Raw genomic sequence first — 18,132 nt, forward strand, 5'->3', positions numbered from 1 at the left:
GATTATTCCCCTTGTTGACCGGCGAGACCGCGACCGACGCCATCGCGCAGCTGCGCGGCGAGTTCGGCGTCTGCGTACAGACCGTCGCCCCCGTGCTTGCCGACGGCCGCGAGCCGCAGCGATTCGCGCGCGGCCCTGAGCGGCGCATAGCGCGCCTTGCCGCCGTCGCCGACCGCGATGAAGTCGGAGGTTGCGGCATTGACGCGCACGTAGCGCAGCGCCTGGCCCGCGCGGGCGTCGACCACCGCGTCGATCTCCTTGGCGAGCCCCGCGCCGCCGAACGACACGGCCTGCCAGCCGCCTGCGTCTTCGACCAGTGTCATGAGGCCGATCGGGCGGCCGTCGAGCGTCACGTTGAAGCGCCACGTACCGGTGGCGCGCAGGCTCGCGTCGAGACTCGATCCGGCGAGCAGCGTCGCCGGATCGGCCTCGTACACGCGAAAACCGTAGCCGACCTTGGCGCCGGCGAGATCGGCGACGTCGGCGACGTCGAACGGAAAGCCCTGCGGCAAGGTACCGGCCTCGGCCTGCCACTGCGCCGCGAAGTCGCGCAGCGCGCGATCGGCACCGGCGCGGGCGGGCGTATCGACGCGTGCCGAAGCCTGCGCGAAATCGGCCTCGGCGGCCTGAGGCGGCGCGGCAAAGGCCGCGCCGCCTGCGAGCAGCAAAAGTAGCGATGTACAACAGTGGATGATCATGTCCGCTCCCTACGATGATGGGTCGAATGACGGTCGCAGGACGCGCCCCTCCCCGTCGGTGGCGGCGTCCGTAGTCAGGAACACGGTTGGGCGAGGAATCCCGCCATGGGGTGCGGCGAGACCAAAGGCGGAAGCCTCGACGGGCGAGGCTTCCGCGGTGACGGCGTCAGGCGCGGGTGATCACGAGACGGCCGGAGGTGACGCGGATGGTGACGGCGTCGCCGGGGAGGAAGCCGGCGTTGATGAGCCAGATGCCGCAGAGGCGTATCTGGGGGATCTCCCGTGGGAGATGCGCCTGATCTACGGCCGGGTAGTAAGCCGTACCGACGCGGATGCGCTTTGTGGAAGATTCGCGTGACGTATCATTTCGCTTAGCCATGATCCACTCCAGAGGTGGTTTGTGGTTAGCGAACGGCGTGGAGCCAACCGCGCCGTTCGCGCTTTCGCCCTTCAAGCGATTGGTCGCTGCGGGCGACTTTCAGAGAGCACCGCGCGGAAGGCCGTCAAGGATTCGGTTTCATCGAACTTGCGCAGTCCTTGACGGCCTGAGCACGGTGCTAGGCTGAGACGACCGCAGCGAGCAATGTGTATTGCGCGCAAAACTGCGAGCTTTTGCTCCTCTCTTTTGATCGTCATTCCAGCGAAAGCTGGAATCCAGCCGTTGCTCTTGCTCTTGACGGCTAAGAGCTGGATTCCAGCTTTCGCTGGAATGACGAGCGTGTGGAGCGCCGCGCTTTTTGGTCGTTGCCGTTGCTTCTGGCGGCAGGAAGCCGCCCGTTTTACCCGGGGCCCCGTCGGTCGCGGCGAGATTGCGGAGGAGAGCCCGAAGGGTCGCGCGCAGGATGCGTGCGAGTTCGTTGCAGGGCCATGGATGGCCCTTCAACGAACCCCGGAGCGATCTCGCGGAGTCGGAGGGCAGGATGCCCGGAGACCGCGGCCGTCGGGGTGCCCTTGGAGGGTGCAGGGAGGGATTGGGCAAGCAATCTCTCCCTGCCCGCTCGCGGCAGCGAGCGGAACGCTTTGTTCAAAGCCGAACGTTAGCTACAAAGCGACAAAGAAAAAGCCGGACCCCGGCGGTCGCTGGAATGACGAGTGCACAATAAGTCAGCGCCAGCCCGAGGTAATGGGATACCGCCTCTCGCGCCCGAACGCGCGCCGCGACACCTTCGGCCCCGGCGCCGCCTGATGCCGCTTCCACTCGCTGATGCGCACGAGGCGCAGCACGCGATCGACCGTCGCCGCATCGAAGCCGGCCGCGACGATTTCGTCGCGCGACTGCTCCTGATCGACATGGCGCAGCAGGATCGCATCGAGCACCTCGTACGGCGGCAGCGAATCCTGGTCGGTCTGGTTGTCGCGCAGCTCGGCCGACGGCGGCCGCTCGATCACGGCCGGCGGAATCACCACCTTGCCGGCGACGGCGTTGCGCCAGCGCGCGAGCGCAAAAACTTCCGTCTTGTACAAATCCTTGATCGGCGCGTAGCCGCCGCACATGTCGCCGTAGATCGTGGCGTAACCGACCGCGTATTCGCTCTTGTTGCCGGTGGTCAGCACGAGGCCGCCGAACTTGTTGGCGAGCGCCATGAGGATCGCGCCGCGGCTGCGCGACTGCAGGTTTTCCTCGGTCGTATCGACCGCGGCCCCGGCGAAGATCGGCGCCAGCGCGTCGAGGAAGCCGCGGAACGGCGCCTCGATCGGCACTTCGATCACCTTCACGCCCAAGGCCCGCGCCTGTTCGTCGGCGAGATCGTTGCTCAGGCCCGACGTATAGCGCGACGGCATGCGCACGCCGGTGACGTTTTCCGCCCCGAGCGCATCCACCGCGACGCTCAGCACCAGCGCCGAGTCGATGCCGCCGGACAGGCCCAGCCAGACCTTGTCGAAACCGTTCTTGCCGCAGTAGTCGCGCGTGCCGCGCACGATCGCGCGCCAGGCCAGTGCATCGCGGCCGTCGTCGTCGTCCTTCTCCCACGCCTGCGGCCGGAAACGGCCGGTCGCCGCGTCGAACTCGGTCAGCAGCCAGTGATCTTCGAACGCGCGGGCCGCCGGATGGATGCGGCCGTCGGCGTCTGCCAGCACCGAGGCGCCGTCGAAAACCAGCGCGTCCTGCCCGCCAACGACGTTGAGATACGCGAGCGCGACCTTCGCCTCGGCGACGCGCGTCGCCAGCAGCGCGTCGCGCTGCGCGTGCTTGTCGCGCTCGAACGGCGAGGCGTTCGGCACCAGCACGACTTGCGCGCCGGCGGCGACGGTTGCCGCCAGTGGCTCGGCGAACCACAGGTCTTCGCAGATGACGAGGCCGACCCGCACGCCGGCGACGTCGACCACGCAAGGCTCGCCGTCCGGGTCGACCTCGAAATAGCGGCGCTCGTCGAACACCGCGTAGTTCGGCAGTTCGCGCTTGCGGTAGGTGCGCTCGACGACGCCGTCGCGCAGCACGCTGGCCGCGTTGTAGACCACCGAGCCCGCGGTTTCCGGCCAGCCCACGACGGCGACGATGCCGCTCACCGTCGCGGCGATGCGCGCGATCGCGGCGTTGCATTCGGCGAGGAAGCCGGGGCGATAGAGCAGGTCTTCCGGCGGATAACCGCTCAGCGCCAGCTCGGGAAACAGAACGACGTCGGCGCGATGCACATCGCGCGCCTCGACGATCATCTCGACGATGCGCCGCTCGTTGCGCAGCACGGCGCCGACCGGGAAATCGAACTGGGCGAGAGCGATACGGAGTGCGGCCATGACTTACCGGCGAATGCGCAGAGGCGCAATCATAGCTCAGCGTCCGAAAACGCGAAGGCCGCGGATCGCTCCGCGGCCTTCGTGGCGACACTGCGAACGGTCGCGATCAGCCGCGCAGACGCGCCGCGATCGCCTTGCCGAGATCGGCCGGCGACTTCACCGTCGTCACGCCGGCCTTTTCCAGCGCCGCGAACTTCGCCGCGGCGGTGCCCTTGCCGCCGGAGATGATCGCGCCGGCGTGGCCCATGCGCTTGCCGGCCGGCGCCGAGGCGCCCGCGATGAACGCGACGACCGGCTTGGTCACGTATTCGGCGATGAACTCGGCCGCTTCTTCCTCGGCGCTGCCGCCGATTTCGCCGACCATGATGATGCCTTCCGTCTGCGGATCGTCCTGGAACAGGCGCAGCGAGTCGATGAAGTTCATGCCCTGGATCGGATCGCCGCCGATGCCGATGCAGGTCGACTGGCCGAGGCCTTCGTTGGTCGTCTGGAACACCGCTTCGTACGTCAGCGTGCCCGAGCGCGAGACGATGCCGACCTTGCCCGGCTTGTGGATGTGGCCCGGCATGATGCCGATCTTGCACTCGCCCGGCGTGATGACGCCCGGGCAGTTCGGACCGACCAGCACGGCTTCGGGATAGCTCTTGAGCGCGTTCTTGACGCGCAGCATGTCGAGCACCGGAATGCCTTCGGTGATCGCGACGATCACGCGGATGCCGGCGTCGGCCGCTTCGAGGATCGCGTCGGCCGCGAACGGCGGCGGCACGAAGATCATCGACGCGTCGGCGCCGGTCTCGTCGACCGCGTCCTGCACGGTGTTGAACACCGGCAGGCCGACGTGCTGCGTGCCGCCCTTGCCCGGCGTGACGCCGCCGACCAGCTTGGTGCCGTAGTCGATGGCCTGTTCCGAGTGGAAGGTGCCCTGCTGGCCGGTGAAGCCCTGACAGATTACCTTTGTATTCTTGTTAACCAAGACGCTCATGTGGAGAACCTTTGCGTAGCGCGGACCTGGGCCCGCGGTGTCGAATGCGGGTTTGGAGGATCAGGCGACGGCGGCGACGGCCTTCTGGGCCGCGTCGTTGAGGTCGATCGCCGGGGTGATCTTCAAGCCGCTCGACGCGAGCAGCTCGCGGCCTTTCTCCACATTGGTGCCTTCCAGTCGCACGATGACCGGAATCTTCACGCCGACTTCCTTGACCGCCGCGATGATGCCTTCGGCGATCATGTCGCAGCGGACGATGCCGCCGAAGATGTTGACCAGGATCGCCTTGACCTTGTCCGACGACAGGATCAGCTTGAACGCCTCGGACACGCGCTCCTTCGTCGCGCCGCCGCCGACGTCGAGGAAGTTCGCCGGTTCGCTGCCGGCGAGCTTGATCACGTCCATCGTGGCCATCGCGAGGCCTGCGCCGTTGACCATGCAGCCGATGTCGCCGTCCATGGTCACGTAGTTGAGGTTGTGCTTGACCGCGATCGCCTCGGCCGGGTCTTCCTGCGATTCGTCGCGCATCTGCGCGAGGCGCGGGTGGCGGAATTCGGCGTTGTCGTCGGAGTTGACCTTGCCGTCGAGAGCCATGAGATCGCCGGAACCGACGATCGCGAGCGGGTTGAGCTCGACGAGGGCCAGGTCCTGCTCGTTGAACAGCTTGTACAGGCCCAGCATCATCTTGGTGAGCTGGTTGACGTGCTTGGCCGACAGGCCCAGCGCGAAGCCGAGCTTGCGGCACTGGTACGGCTGCAGGCCCTGCACGTAGTTCACGTCGAGCGTCTGGATCGCTTCGGGGTTTTCCTCGGCGACCTTCTCGATTTCCACGCCGCCTTCGGCCGACGCGATGAACGTCACGCTCTTGGTGGAGCGGTCGACGAGCACCGACAGGTACAGTTCCTTGACGATGTCGTTCGCTTCGGAAACGAGCACCACGTTGACCGGCAGCGCGCGGCCGGCCGACTGGTACGTGGTCATGTTCTTGCCGAGCATGCCGGCCGCGGCGGCCTTCACGTCGTCGAGCGACTTGCAGAATTTGACGCCGCCGGCCTTGCCGCGGCCGCCGGCGTGGATCTGCGCCTTGACCATCCATTGCTCGCCGCCGAGCGCCTTGGCCGCTTCCACGGCGGCTTCCGGCGTTGCGGCGATGCGTCCGGCCGGCACGGCGATGCCGTATTCGGCGAACAGTTCTTTGGCCTGGTACTCGTGGAAGTTCATGCGAACACCTTGAGAGAGAAAAACTTTCGGGAGCGCGGTCGGGGCGCGCGAACGGCGCCCCGGGCGGAAACGGCGCGTATTTTGGGGGAAAGGGCGGCGCAAAGGAAAGTCCGGAGCGACCAAGGTCGGTCGCGGGCTTGCCAAGCGCGCGCAAACTCGCGAGGCTCGCGGCCATGAAATCGCCCGTCACGCCGCTCCCACGAACCGCACCGGCCGCAGGCCGGCCCCACGCCGCATGAGCAACGTCGCGCGTCCGCGCAGCCTGTTCTCCGTCGGCTCGGCGGTCGGCGGCGAAACGACCCGCCGCGAATTGTATTTTTTCAATTTGTTTCGCGTGCTGCAGGCGTGCATCTACACCGGCCTCGCCTACAGCCCGCTCGCGGTCGCGTGGGTCGATCTGCGCTATCCGCTGTTTGCGCGGGTGTCGAGCATCGTCTACCTGCTGTTCGCGCTGATCGCGTTCGTGCAGACCGACCTGTGGCTGCGCCGCCTGACGCCGAACGTCGCGATCGCGCTCGTGTTCGACGTGCTCGCGGCGGTGTTCGCGATCGCCAGCATGCAGGAGGCCAGCGGCGGCATCGCCATCCTCCTGATGTTCAACATCGGCGCGGCCGCGCTGCTCCTGCCGCCGCGCCTGGCCGGCGCGCTCGCGGTGTTCGGCGGCATCGCGCTGACGGTGCAGGTGCTGGTGCTGCGCCTGTACGACGAGCGCTACGACGGCTCGCTGCTCGAGCCCGTGCTGTTCGCGATGGCCTACGTCGCGTCGTACGGGTTGTTCAGCGTGCTGCGCAAGCAGATGCGCGCGACCGAGGCGCTGGCCGAACAGCGCGGCACCGACCTTGCGAACCTGTCGCAGGTCAACGAGATGATCATCCGGCGCATGAAGACCGGCGTGCTCGTGGTCGACGACGCCAACCGCATCCACCAGATGAACGAGTCGGCGTGGATGCTGATCGGCAGCCCGAAGCCGGACCTGCGCGATCTCGGCACCGTCGCGCCCGAACTGTCGCGCCGCCTGTACCACTGGCGCACGACCGGCCGCACCGACACGAAAGCCGTCGCGCTCGCCGAGGACGTGCCCGAGGTGCTGCCGCGCTTCACCCGCCTGTCGCCGAACGAGGCGACGAACGTCCTGATCTTCCTCGACGACACCTCGCTCGTTTCGCGCCGCGCCGAGGAGCTGACGCTGAGCTCGCTCGGCCGCCTGTCGGCGTCGATCGCGCACGAAATCCGCAATCCGCTCGCGGCGATCAGCTATTCGGCGCAGCTCCTGGCCGAATCGGAGGAGCTGTCGCAGGCCGACCAGCGCATGGTCGAGATCATCAACAACCACTGCGGCCGCGCCAACGACGTGGTCGAAAACATCCTGCAGCTGTCGCGGCGCGAGCGCTCGCGGCCGGAACTCGTCGACATCAACGCGTGGGTGGTCAACTTCGTCGACGAATACAAGGCCAGCAACGATCTGGGCCAGGATCACCTGCGCCCGGTGACGCAGCCGCGGCTCGTCGACGGGCTGGTCGATCCGCAGCAGCTGCAGCAGGTGGTGTGGAATCTCGTGCAGAACGCCCTGCGCTACGGACGCCTGCCGGCCGAACCCGCGCGCGTCGCGGTGATCGCGCGGCTGCTCGGCGAAAAGGGTCCGCCGGTCGTCGAAGTCGTCGATCGCGGCCCGGGCATCCCGCCGAAGGTGGCGGCGCAGATCTTCGAACCGTTCTTCACGACGCACGAATACGGCACCGGGCTCGGCCTTTATCTCGCCCGCCAGTTGTGCGAAGCGAACCAGGCCGCGCTCGAATACGTGCCGGTCGCCGGCGGCGGCAGCTGTTTTCGCATCACGCTCGTGACGCAAATCACGCCGCACGCGGCGCGCGGCTGACCGCGAGCTTTACCGCCACACGGTGGCGCATTAACCTGCGCACCGCAGCCGCAAGCGGAAAGCAGGAACGATGAGCAAGCAGACCGCCCTGGTGATCGACGACGAGCGCGACATTCGCGAACTTCTGACGATCACGCTCGGGCGCATGAATCTCGACGTCGAAACGGTCGGCAGCGTGACCGACGCCCGCGAAAGGCTCGCCCAGCGCAAGTTCGACCTGTGCTTCACCGACATGCGCCTGCCCGACGGTTCGGGCCAGGAGATCATCGAACTGATCGCGCGCCAGTATCCGGATACGCCGGTCGCGATGATCACGGCCTACGGCAACGTCGACGCCGCCGTCACCGCGCTCAAGGCGGGCGCGTTCGATTTCGTGTCCAAGCCGGTCGATCTGGCGATGCTGCGGCGGCTCGTGCAGACGGCGCTGCGGCTCGGCGAGGAGCGCCGGGCCGAATCCACCGCGAACGAAAGCAAGCTCGTCGGCGATTCGCTGGCGATGCAGCAGGTGCGCGCGACGATCGCCAAGCTCGCGCGCAGCCAGGCGCCGGTGTACATCAGCGGCGAATCGGGCGTCGGCAAGGAACTCGTCGCGCGCCAGATCCACGAACAGGGTCCGCGCGCGTCCGGCGCGTTCGTGCCGGTCAACTGCGGCGCGATTCCGTCCGAACTGATGGAAAGCGAGTTCTTCGGCCACAAGAAGGGCAGCTTCACCGGTGCGCACGCGGACAAGGACGGCCTGTTCCAGGCCGCGCAGGGCGGCACGCTGTTTCTCGACGAGGTGGCCGAACTGCCGCTGCACATGCAGGTGAAGCTCCTGCGCGTGATCCAGGAGAAATCCGTACGCGCGATCGGCGGTCGCGGCGAGCTCGCGGTCGACGTACGCATCCTGTCGGCGACGCACAAGAACCTCGCCAAGCTCGTTGACGCCGGCCAGTTCCGACAGGATCTCTACTACCGCATCAACGTGATCGAACTGCGCGTGCCGCCGCTGCGCGAGCGCAAGGAAGACCTGCCCAAGCTGATCGGCCGCGTGCTCGAACGCCTCGCTCGCGACGGCGGCGGCGTACCGGCGAAGCTGCGCCCCGAAGCGCTGCAGGCGCTGCTCGCGTACGACTTCCCCGGCAACGTGCGCGAGCTCGAAAACATCCTCGAACGCTCGGTCGCACTGTGCGAGGACAACTCGATCGACATCGACGACCTGCGCCTCGACCTTTCCGCCGGACGCCAGGCCGCAGCCGCGGTGCCGCCGCCGGAAATCGCGCGCGTCGTCGCGCCGCCGCCCGCGCCGGTGCCCGTCGAGGAACGCGACGAACCGCGCAGCGACCTTGCCGCCGCGGTCGCCGAAACCGAACGCGCCGCGATCATGAAAGCGCTCGAAGCGACACGCTGGAACCGCACCGCCGCGGCCAAGCAGCTGGGTCTCACGCTGCGCCAGCTGCGCTATCGCCTCGAGCGGCTCGGCATCGAATAACGACAACACTCACGGACACGTGTCACATGACGACGACCCGCTCTCCGATGTCGCGGTGGAAAGCCGCGTCGATCCACCTGCTGTGCAGCGTCGCGCTGGCCGTTCTGGCCGGCGCGCTCGTTTTCGGACTGTGGTTTCCGCCGCCGTATTTCCACGCCGCGGGCGGCGATCGCCTCGTGCTGATCCTGATCGGCGTCGATCTCGTCGTCGGCCCGCTCCTGACGCTGATCATCTTCCGATCCGGCAAGCGCGGACTGCGCTTCGACCTTGCCTGCATCGGGCTCGTGCAGGTCGCGGCGCTCGTCTACGGCCTGTCGATCATCACGGCGTCGCGCCCGGCGTTCGTCGTCGCGACGATCCGTCGCTTCATCGTCGTTCCGGCCAATGCGCTCGACGAGAACGATCTCGCGCAGGCCCCGACGCCGGATCTGCGCCGCCTGCCGTGGCTCGGCCCGAAGCTGATTTCGGCGCAGGTGCCCGAAGATGCCCAGGCGCGCAACGAGATCATGCAGGCGACGCTCGCGGGCAAGGACATCGACCGCCTGCCGAAGTACTACGCGCCGATCGAAGCAATCGAGGAACAGCTCAAGCGGCGCGCCAAGCCGCTGACCCGGCTGATCGACCAGAACCCGGAAGCCAACCGGCCGGTCGTCGAAGCGGGCCTGAAGAAGTTCGGGCGTGCGCTCGAGCGCACCGGCTATATGCCGCTGGTTACCGCACGCGGCGAGCTCGTCATGCTGGTCGATCTCGACACGGGCAAGACGGTCGGGCCGCTCGAACTCAAATCCGTCGACTGAGCGCGCCGCCGCCGTGCGGCGGCGCGCTCGCGGAACGCTATTCCCAGGCCAGCAGGAAAGAACGCAGCTGCCCGTAGACCGCCGAGGGCGGGATCGCCTTGCCGTACTGGCGCTCGATCTCTTCCGCGCCGTGCTTGCGTCCCTCGCCGATCGATGCCGCCATCGCGAGCATGAGCATCTGCTCCTTCTGCACGCCGAGCACCGCGTCGGTGGCCTGATCGAGCGCCAGCAGCGCATTGCGCCGCGTCTCGGGCGCGTCGCGCCGCGCGGCCGCCTGGTACGCGAGCATGGCCTGCGCCGGGAAACCGGTCAGCGCGCCGGCCCAGCGCGGCTGTATCCACAACTCCTGCAGATCCTCGCTCGGCAGCAGACCGAGCGTCGCCGACGCGACCTCGGACGCCGCAGTCGACCAGGCTCGCAGCCATGCGTCGTCGTCGCCGGGCTGCGCCGACAACTCCAGCAACGCCTCCAGACTCTTCGCATCGGCCGGCGAGTGCTCGACCAGGAGCGGCGAGATGCTGCCGGCCCTGGCCGATGCGACCACTTCGCTCGCGATGCGATGACGCACCGAGAAGACACTGAACGCCGACACTTCGACGTCGGCATCGGCGCGCAGCGGCGTGCGGCCGATCAGGAAATCAAGCAGCGGCATTCCGTTGATCGCCGAGCGCAGCAGCAGCGTCGCACGGTCGTCGATGAAGCGGCTCTTCGGCGCGCGCAGCGAAACGGTCGGGTAGAAGTCCGAATGCGCCTCGATGCCGTACAGGCGCGCGAGGTTCTTGAGCAGGCGCTCGTCGCCGACGTAGCGCAGGCGGATTTCGTCGGCGCTGCGAAAACCGATGCGCCGGATCTCGCTGAGCAGCGGCTCGTGCTGCATCACGCCCCAGTCGGCGTCGCCGAGTTTGTCGGGCGACGCGACGAACAGCATGTCGGCCGTGTTCGTGATGTAGATCTGCACGTGCGGAAACTGCTCGACGATCGCGGCGCCCATCGTGGCCAGCAGCGCGTCGCTGAGCTCGTACGTCTGGATCCACTGCACGAGCAGGCCGCCCTGGTTGAGATGCCCGCGCAGGAAGCCGTAGAACTCCTTCGTGAACAGGCTCGCCACGCCGCTGACCCACGGGTTGGACGGCTCGGAAACGATGACGTCGTACTTTTTCCCTTCGTGGAAAAATACGTGCGCGCGTCGTCGATGACCGCACGCGAACGCGGATCGTTGAACGCGCGCTCGACGCGTTCGCCGAAATGACGCGAGCCGTCGATCATCGCGCGCTCGATCTCGACCGTCTCGACGGCCGTCAGCTGCGGGAAGCCGAGCAGCGTATGCGTCGTGAGGCCCGACCCCCACCCGATCACGCCGACCGTCTTCGCCGACGGCCGCAGGTAGATCGGCAGGATGCCGGCCATGATCATCGTCGCCTCGTCCTGCTCGGGCGGGTCCTTCAGACGCAGCGCGAGCGCGGCGTCCGGCTTGCCGTTCGTCGCGATCATGCCTGCGCCGCGCGCCATCGTGCTGACGGAGACGGTCGCCGTCTTGCCGTCGCGCAGATACGGAATCCCCGTCACCGACTGCAGCCGCGTGACGCCGGTGCGAAACACGCCGGCGACCTGCGAGCGCGGATCGATGCGGCCCGCGACGAGGCTCGCCGCGGCGATCACGCCGCACACGCCGATGATCGCGAGGCGGCGCCAGCCGAGCGTCGAGCCGCTCAGCAGGAACAGGCCGAGCGCGATGTCGATCAGTGCCGACAGCGCCACGCTCAGACTCACGCCGATCGACGGAATCAGCACGTGCACCGTCAGGAACACGCCGGCGATCGAGCCGAGCGTATTGAACGCATATATCCGGCCGATGCTCGACTCGCCGGCACCGGCGCGCAACAGGCTCATCGTGAACAGCGGCAGCGTCATGCCGGCGAAGAACGCGGCCGGAAACATGACGAGCAGCGCGACGACGGCGCTGCCGGCGCTGAACACCGTATAGCCTTCGCCGGTGCGGGCGAGCGCGCTAAGCAACCATTCGACCATGCCGAACGAATGCGCGAACACCGGCAGCGACAGCAGCGCCGCGAGGCCCATGAGGATCTGCGCGACGCCGGCATAGCTCGCCGGATCGGCGATCTCGGCGCCGCGACGGCGGATCCAGTTGCCGCCGAACGCGAGACCCGCGATGAACGCGGCGAGCATCAGTTCGAACGAATGCACGGTGGTGCCGAGCGCCTGGTTCAAAAGGCGCACCCAGCCGATCTCGTAGATGAAAGAGGTCGCGCCGGTGATGGCCGCCGCCGCGAACACGAAGCGTGCCGTCAGCGCCGGCGAACCGCTCGACACGCCGGGCGAGACGCGTTCGTGCGTCGTCGCAACCGGACGCTGCTCGACCGATTCGGCCATGCGGCCGAGCGGCCACGCGACCAGCGCGACGAAGATGTTGAGGAGGCCCGCGGCCAGCGTCGAACCGGGCATGCCGACGAGCGGCAGCAGCACGAACGTGCACGCGAGCGCGCCGGCGGCCGCGCCGATGCTGTTGCTGAAATATAGCCCGCCGAGCACGCGCCCGTCGTCGTTCGGCGCGAGTCGCAGATAGCCCGCGCTCAGCAGCGGGAACGTCATGCCGAGCAGGATGCACTGCGGCGCGATCAGCAGCGCGGCGGTCGACCATTGATAGGCGTGGGCGACCCAGTCCGCGCCGAGCGCCGGCAGGATCGTGTTCTGCGAGACGTCCACGTAGCCGACGAAGATCGGGTGGAACGCGACGCCGATCAGGCCGATCAGGAGTTCGATCGCGGCGTACGCACGGATCAGTTCGCGCCAGCCGGTGCTCCAGCGCGCGGCGAGCCAGGCGCCGAGCGACATGCCGCCCATGAAGATCGCCAGCACCAGCGACTGCGCATAGGCCGCATGGCCGAGCACGAGACCGAGGTAATGCGACCAGATCGATTGGTATATCAGGCCGGCGAAGCCGGAAACCACGAAAACGAACAGCAGCGCGCGTCCGATCCAATCGGTCTTCATCGTCATCGAATCTTGCTCATGGCCTAAAGGGGGATCGTATCCGGCAGCGCGAGGCAGGGACCGGATCGGCCGTCACAATACAGGATGGCACGAGCTATGCAGAGTGCGTGCCCATCTTCCACCGCAACCGGGATCTCCCCATGCGCGCCCCCCGCGACGTCGCCGGCTTTACGCTGATCGAACTGATGATAGTCGTTGCCATCATCGCCATCCTCGCCGCGATCGCGATGCCCGCCTATCAGGACTACGTGATCCGCTCGCAGGTGTCCGAGGGCATCGTGCTCGCCTCGGGCGCGCGCGTCGCCGTGTGGGATTTCGTCTCGGCCCGCGGTCGCATGCCGACCGACAACGTCTCGGCCGGCCTCCCCCGGGCGCGGACATCAACGGCAAGTTCGTCCGGGACGTCACCGTGGTCGACGGACTGGTCCAGGTCACGTTCGGCAATCGCGCGAACGCGGCGATCGCGGACAATCTTTTGTTGCTGTCGCCGACCCAGCTCGACGGTGGCCTCAACTGGACCTGCAAGCCCGGCAGCGCGGGGCTCAAGGATCGCTACGTCCCGGTCAGCTGCCGCGAGTGACGACATGACGCGATACGTCACATGCTGACTTTCCACGTCGTCGGGGCCGGATAGAAAGGCTCCAGCACCGGAAAAACCCCGGGTTCTTTTCGCAAATCGCGGTCATCGGCAGGGCGATACGGAGAACTCGGTCACGGACAAATTCTGCACGCGCCGCCGTACGGTTCACTTTCAAGTCTGGCACGCAACATGCAGAATTCGGCAACGGGATTCCGCGAGATCAGGCCAAGGGTCGAGGATGAAGACTCCACCTCGATGGGCGGGAACTCTGGGGCAAACCTTCGAAGCTAGCTAAACGAACGAGGACTTACTATGAAGAAGATGCAGGGCTTTACGCTGATCGAACTGATGATCGTCGTCGCGATCATCGCCATCCTGGCCGCCATCGCTCTCCCGGCTTATCAGGACTACACCATCCGTTCGCAAGTTTCGGAAGGTTCGGTGCTGGCCGACGGCGCGAAGACCGCGGTCGCCGAGTACTACGTGAACAAGGGCGTGTGGCCGACCGACAACACGATGGCTGGCCTTGCCACCCCGGCGAGCATCAAGGGCAAGTTCGTCAGCGGCCTGACCGTTGCGACCGGCAAGATCACGACCGTCTACTCCGCCACCGGCACGTTCCGCGCCAACAAGGCGATCGACACCAAGAGCCTGATCTTCTCGCCGACGGCGACGGGCGTCAGCGCCGGTTCGATCTCCTGGACCTGCTCGAGCGCCACGATCCTGCAGAAGCATCTGCCGCTGATCTGCCGCACGAACGAAAACTGATACACCGCGTTACCTAGCAAGTCGACAATGGGCCGCATGCGGCCCATTGTTTTTTTGGCTTCGTGAAGAAGGATCAATGCGCACATCCCTCCTCGCTGCGGCGCTCGTCTGCCTGACAGGCGCGGCGTTCTGGCCCGGCGTCCACGGCGGCTTTCTTTTCGACGATTTCGCGAACCTGCCGGACCTCGGCGCCTACGGCCCGGTCGACAATCTGCGCACCCTGCTTTTGTACCTGACGTCCGGCAAGGCCGATCCGACCGGACGACCGCTGGCGCTGCTGACTTTCCTGATCGATGCGCGCAACTGGCCGCCGGCGAGCGCGTTCTCGTTCAAGGTCACGAACATCGCGATCCATGCGCTCAACGCCGTGCTGCTGTTCGGCCTCGTGCAGCGCATCGAACGGCGCATCGCGCCGGCGAACACGAATCCCGCCCGGGTCGCCGCCTTCGCCGCCGCGCTCTGGGCCGTGCACCCCTTGATGCTGTCGACGACGCTGTACGTCGTGCAGCGCGAAACGATGCTCGCCGGCACCTTCATGCTCGCGGGCCTGCACCTGTGGCTCGGCGCGCGTGCGCGCTTCGAGACCGGAAATCCGCGCGGCGGCTGGATCTTCGCGCTCGCCGCCGCCGGCGGCTGCACGCTGCTGGCGACGCTGTGCAAGGCGAACGGCGCCTTGCTGCCGCTGCTGATTCTCGTCGTCGACGCCGTCGTACTGCGCCGCGGCGACGTGACGACGCCGCGCCCGCTCTCGCGAGCGCGCGTCGTGCTGCTGATGCTGCCTGCCGCGCTGCTCGTGGCCTATCTCGTCTGGCTGATTCCGTCGGCCATGCGCGCCGCGGCGGAGTTCCGGCCGTGGACGCTCGGCGAGCGCGTGCTCGCGCAACCGCTGATCGTGCTCGACTACGTACGCCTGCTCGCGCTGCCGCGCGCGCTGACCGCGGGGCTGTTCCAGGACGGCATGGCCGTGCGCGGCGCGCTCGACTTGGCGACGCTCGCGGCGATCGCCTTCTGGATCGCGCTGGCCGTCGCCGCGGTGCGCCTGCGCCGCCGCTGGCCGCTCGCGTCCGTCGCCGTGCTGTTCTTCATGGCGGGTCACCTGCTCGAATCGACCGTGGTTCCGCTCGAGCTGTACTTCGAACATCGCAACTACGTGCCGGCGATGCTGCTGTTCTGGCCGCTCGCGCGCTGGCTCGCCGGCGGCGAACCATATGCGCGCATCAAACCGGTCGTCGGCGCGGCGATCGTCGCCGTGCTCGCCGTGACGACGCACCTGGGCGCACGCACCTGGGGCGACACGTATCGCCTCGCGCAGACCTGGGCGCTGCTCGCGCCCGACTCGCCGCGCGCGCAGACGTTCGCCGCGCGCCTGGAGATGGGACGCGGCGACTACGCCGGCGCCGAGCGCCGCCTCGCGCGCACGCTGGCCGCGCGGCCCGACGAGATCCAGGTCGCGTTCGCGCTGGCCGACCTGTACTGTGACACCGACCGCTACGGTCCCGAGGCCGAGGCCATGGTGAAGACCGCGCTCGCCACCGCCGGCAACGGCAACCGGCTGAGTTTCGACTGGCTGTCGAGTTCGATCGACAGTCCGCGCACCGGCAACTGCCCGGGCCTCGACGCCGACGGCGTCGAACGCATGCTCCAGGCGCTGCGGTCGAACGCGAAGCTGACCGCGAGCGCGGGCCGCAAACAGGACATCGCGTACCTCGAAGGCCGCCTCGCGCTCGAGCGCGGCGACGGCGCGGCGGCGGCGGCCGCGTTCGATCGCAACCTGCGCCTGCTGACGCGTCCCGAAGTCGCGCTGAACCAGGCGGCGATGCTCGGCAACGCCGGCTTCGCGTCGCTCGGGCTCGCGCATCTCGACCTGTTCCGGCAGCTGTACTCGCGCGCCTATCGGCCGTGGCCCGACATGCCGAAAGTCCACGCGTGGCTGATGCAGAAACTCAAATACTGGGATCGCGAAATCGACGCGCTGCGCGCGAGCCTCGCCGCCGACGCCGCCGCCAAGGAATCGACGCCATGAACGCACCGACGACGCTTGCCGGCAAGGCATCGCCCTGGCGGCTCCTCGCCGTGCTCGCGCTGTGCGCGCTGGTCTACTGGCCGGGCCTGTACGGCGCCTACATCTTCGACGACTTCGTGTTCTTCGTGAACAACCCCGACGTGCACGTGAAGACGCTCGTCGCCGGCGACTGGATCCGCGCGATCACGTCGTTCCCGGCGGCGCACCAGGGCCGCTGGCTCACGATGTTCACGCTCGCCGCCAACTACTGGGCGACCGGTCTCGACCCGTTCTGGCTCAAGCTGACGAACCTTGCGATCCATCTCGTCAACGGAGCCCTGCTCTACTTCGCGCTGCGCGCGCTGATGCGGCTGCGCAACGCGCTGCACGGCGGCGGCGACACGCACCTGCAGGACGCGGCCGCGCTCGCGATCACGGCGTGCTGGCTCGTGCTGCCGATCAATCTCACGGGCGTGCTCTACGCCGTGCAGCGGCTCGAATCGCTGTCGACGTTGTTCGTGCTGCTCGGCCTCGGCTGGTACCTGCGCGCCCGGCTGCGCCTGGCCGTTGAAAATCGCGGCATCGGTTCGATGGCGGCGGCGCTCGTCGTCTGCACGGGCCTGGGTCTGCTCGCGAAGGAATCGGCGATCCTGCTGCCGCTGTACGCCGCCTGCGTCGAGCTGTTCGTCGCGCGGCTGCACGACGCGCAGGGCCGCTGGCGCAAGCCGATCGTCGGCCTGTACGCCGCGCTCCTCGTCGTGCCGCTCCTGGGCGGCCTGTACTGGCTCTCGACGTGGATCGCGACGCCGACGACCTACGTGCGCGCGTTCACGACCTGGCAGCGCCTGATGACCGAGGCGCGCGTGCTCGTCGACTACATGCAGTGGACCGTGCTGCCGACCGGCAAGGTCGCGTCGCTGTACCACGACGACATCGCCGTTTCGACGGGCCTGTTGTCGCCGCCGACGACGCTCGCGGCCATTGCGTTTCTCGCCGCGCTCGGCGCCGCGGCGCTGTGGCTGCGCCGCAGCCGTCCGCTGCTCGCGCTCGGCATCGCGTGGTTCTTCGCCGCGCATACGCTGACCGGCACGATCATCCCGCTCGAGCTCGTGTTCGAGCACCGCAACTATTTCGCGTCGTGCGGGCTGCTGCTCGCCGTCGCGTCGCTGCTCGCGCTCGAACCCGTCGCACCGGTCAAGCCGCGCCTGCTGGCGCTCGTCGCCGTCGCGCTGTTCGGCTTCTACGCGCTGCAGACCGGTCTGCGCGCGCGCGAGTGGGCGCATCCGCTGAAGCTTGCGCTGACCGAGGTGTCGAACAATCCGCGCTCCCCGCGCGCGCACTACGAATTCGCGCGCACGCTGATCGCGTCGCCGACGCTGACCGCGAACCCGGAGTTCGTGCGTCGCGCGATGGAAGGCCTGTCGACCTGCTCGCGCCTGCCGCGCTCGGGCATCCTGTGCGAACAGGGGCAGGTCATACTCGCCGCGCGCGTGCAACAGCCGATCGATCCGGCGTGGTGGCAGAGCATGCTCGACAAGCTCGCGCGCACGCCGCCGACCGAATCGGACATCGGCGCGCTGACCGAACTGGCCAACTGCCAGACCATCGGCCCGTGCGCGGCCGACCCCACGTTGAACCAGGTGTTCGACGCCGCGCGCGCGATCGCGACGCGGCAGCCGCGGCTGGAAATGATCCAGGCGGGCTACATCTGGAAAATGAATGCCGACGGCGCCGGCGCCGAACGCCTGATCCGCAAGGCGATCGGCGAAGAGCCGACGGAGCCGGCCTACCGCGCCTACCTGATCGAACTGCTGGTCGCGACGAACCAGATCGACGCGGCGAAAGCGGCGCTCGAAGAACTGCGCGGGCTCGACCAGCTCGGATCGCTCGCGTACATGATCGAGCCGCTCGGCCGCCTGATCGAACTGGGCCCCGATGCCGCGTCGTCCGAGCCGCAAAACTGATACGGTGCCTCACCCCAACGATCGA

The 18,132-nt window shown here is 67.8% G+C and carries 12 protein-coding genes and 1 pseudogene; 7 read left to right on the forward strand and 6 right to left on the reverse strand.

Going from position 1 to position 18,132, the window contains the following annotated elements; all coding sequences use genetic code 11:
- Positions 1-2 precede the first annotated feature (2 nt).
- The 5 genes from OD750_RS25090 to sucC form a co-directional block, all read right to left on the reverse strand.
- On the reverse strand, positions 3-698 hold the full coding sequence (locus OD750_RS25090) for a hypothetical protein (RefSeq protein WP_263541360.1): 696 nt from the start codon (positions 696-698) through the stop codon (positions 3-5).
- 166 nt (positions 699-864) lie between these two features.
- Positions 865-1,077 carry a SymE family type I addiction module toxin gene (locus OD750_RS25095; protein WP_263541361.1) on the reverse strand — a complete coding sequence of 71 codons (213 nt, stop codon included), beginning with the start codon at positions 1,075-1,077 and terminating at the stop codon, positions 865-867.
- A 725-nt stretch (positions 1,078-1,802) separates the two neighbouring features.
- Positions 1,803-3,434 carry an NAD+ synthase gene (locus OD750_RS25100; RefSeq protein WP_263541362.1) on the reverse strand — a complete coding sequence of 544 codons (1,632 nt, stop codon included), beginning with the start codon at positions 3,432-3,434 and terminating at the stop codon, positions 1,803-1,805.
- Between the two features lie 106 nt (positions 3,435-3,540).
- A complete protein-coding gene (sucD, locus tag OD750_RS25105) occupies positions 3,541-4,416 on the reverse strand; it encodes a succinate--CoA ligase subunit alpha (RefSeq protein ID WP_263541363.1) in 876 nt (291 codons plus the stop codon).
- A gap of 60 nt (positions 4,417-4,476) precedes the next feature.
- Positions 4,477-5,637: an ADP-forming succinate--CoA ligase subunit beta gene (gene sucC / locus OD750_RS25110; RefSeq protein WP_263541364.1), complete on the reverse strand. Its 1,161-nt coding sequence runs from the start codon at positions 5,635-5,637 to the stop codon at positions 4,477-4,479.
- 235 nt (positions 5,638-5,872) lie between these two features.
- On the opposite strand from sucC, the gene OD750_RS25115 reads away from it, so the two are divergent.
- The 3 genes from OD750_RS25115 to tfpZ all read left to right on the forward strand — a co-directional run bounded on the left by OD750_RS25115 (position 5,873) and on the right by tfpZ (position 9,781).
- Positions 5,873-7,513: a sensor histidine kinase gene (locus OD750_RS25115; protein WP_263541365.1), complete on the forward strand. Its 1,641-nt coding sequence runs from the start codon at positions 5,873-5,875 to the stop codon at positions 7,511-7,513.
- A 70-nt stretch (positions 7,514-7,583) separates the two neighbouring features.
- The gene (locus tag OD750_RS25120) at positions 7,584-8,984 is read left to right on the forward strand and encodes a sigma-54-dependent transcriptional regulator (RefSeq protein WP_263541366.1); all 1,401 of its coding nucleotides are present in this window, start codon (positions 7,584-7,586) and stop codon (positions 8,982-8,984) included.
- Between the two features lie 26 nt (positions 8,985-9,010).
- Complete coding sequence (tfpZ, locus tag OD750_RS25125) at positions 9,011-9,781, forward strand: TfpX/TfpZ family type IV pilin accessory protein (RefSeq protein WP_263541367.1); 771 nt, start codon at positions 9,011-9,013, stop codon at positions 9,779-9,781.
- Positions 9,782-10,657: 876 nt separating this feature from the next.
- Here the strand turns inward: tfpZ and OD750_RS25130 are convergent.
- Entirely contained in the window at positions 10,658-12,793 is a 2,136-nt protein-coding gene (locus OD750_RS25130) for a fused MFS/spermidine synthase (RefSeq protein WP_263541368.1), read from the reverse strand.
- Between the two features lie 140 nt (positions 12,794-12,933).
- Between OD750_RS25130 and OD750_RS25135 the strand changes: the two are divergent.
- The 4 genes and pseudogenes from OD750_RS25135 (at position 12,934) to OD750_RS25150 (ending at position 18,107) form a co-directional block, all read left to right on the forward strand.
- Positions 12,934-13,373 (forward strand): annotated as a pseudogene (locus OD750_RS25135) (pilin).
- Positions 13,374-13,685: 312 nt separating this feature from the next.
- Complete coding sequence (locus tag OD750_RS25140) at positions 13,686-14,141, forward strand: pilin (RefSeq protein WP_263541369.1); 456 nt, start codon at positions 13,686-13,688, stop codon at positions 14,139-14,141.
- A gap of 76 nt (positions 14,142-14,217) precedes the next feature.
- Positions 14,218-16,164 (forward strand): tetratricopeptide repeat protein, encoded by a 1,947-nt coding sequence (locus OD750_RS25145; protein WP_263541370.1) that lies wholly within the window; start codon positions 14,218-14,220, stop codon positions 16,162-16,164.
- Positions 16,161-18,107, forward strand: a complete 1,947-nt coding sequence (locus OD750_RS25150) for a tetratricopeptide repeat protein (protein WP_263541371.1) — start codon at positions 16,161-16,163, stop codon at positions 18,105-18,107. Before OD750_RS25145 ends, OD750_RS25150 begins: the two co-directional genes overlap by 4 nt.
- Positions 18,108-18,132: the final 25 nt, after the last annotated feature.

It is taken from the genome of Tahibacter soli (assembly GCF_025717065.2).
GTDB lineage: Bacteria > Pseudomonadota > Gammaproteobacteria > Xanthomonadales > Rhodanobacteraceae > Tahibacter > Tahibacter soli.

Bases quoted from the DNA above. Each gene is read 5' to 3' on its own strand.
- OD750_RS25090 (WP_263541360.1), bottom strand. From the start codon at position 698: ATGATCATCCACTGTTGTACATCGCTACTTTTGCTGCTCGCAGGCGGC.
- OD750_RS25095 (WP_263541361.1), bottom strand. From the start codon at position 1,077: ATGGCTAAGCGAAATGATACGTCACGCGAATCTTCCACAAAGCGCATC.
- OD750_RS25100 (WP_263541362.1), bottom strand. From the start codon at position 3,434: ATGGCCGCACTCCGTATCGCTCTCGCCCAGTTCGATTTCCCGGTCGGC.
- sucD (WP_263541363.1), bottom strand. From the start codon at position 4,416: ATGAGCGTCTTGGTTAACAAGAATACAAAGGTAATCTGTCAGGGCTTC.
- sucC (WP_263541364.1), bottom strand. From the start codon at position 5,637: ATGAACTTCCACGAGTACCAGGCCAAAGAACTGTTCGCCGAATACGGC.
- OD750_RS25115 (WP_263541365.1), top strand. From the start codon at position 5,873: ATGAGCAACGTCGCGCGTCCGCGCAGCCTGTTCTCCGTCGGCTCGGCG.
- OD750_RS25120 (WP_263541366.1), top strand. From the start codon at position 7,584: ATGAGCAAGCAGACCGCCCTGGTGATCGACGACGAGCGCGACATTCGC.
- tfpZ (WP_263541367.1), top strand. From the start codon at position 9,011: ATGACGACGACCCGCTCTCCGATGTCGCGGTGGAAAGCCGCGTCGATC.
- OD750_RS25130 (WP_263541368.1), bottom strand. From the start codon at position 12,793: ATGAAGACCGATTGGATCGGACGCGCGCTGCTGTTCGTTTTCGTGGTT.
- OD750_RS25140 (WP_263541369.1), top strand. From the start codon at position 13,686: ATGAAGAAGATGCAGGGCTTTACGCTGATCGAACTGATGATCGTCGTC.
- OD750_RS25145 (WP_263541370.1), top strand. From the start codon at position 14,218: ATGCGCACATCCCTCCTCGCTGCGGCGCTCGTCTGCCTGACAGGCGCG.
- OD750_RS25150 (WP_263541371.1), top strand. From the start codon at position 16,161: ATGAACGCACCGACGACGCTTGCCGGCAAGGCATCGCCCTGGCGGCTC.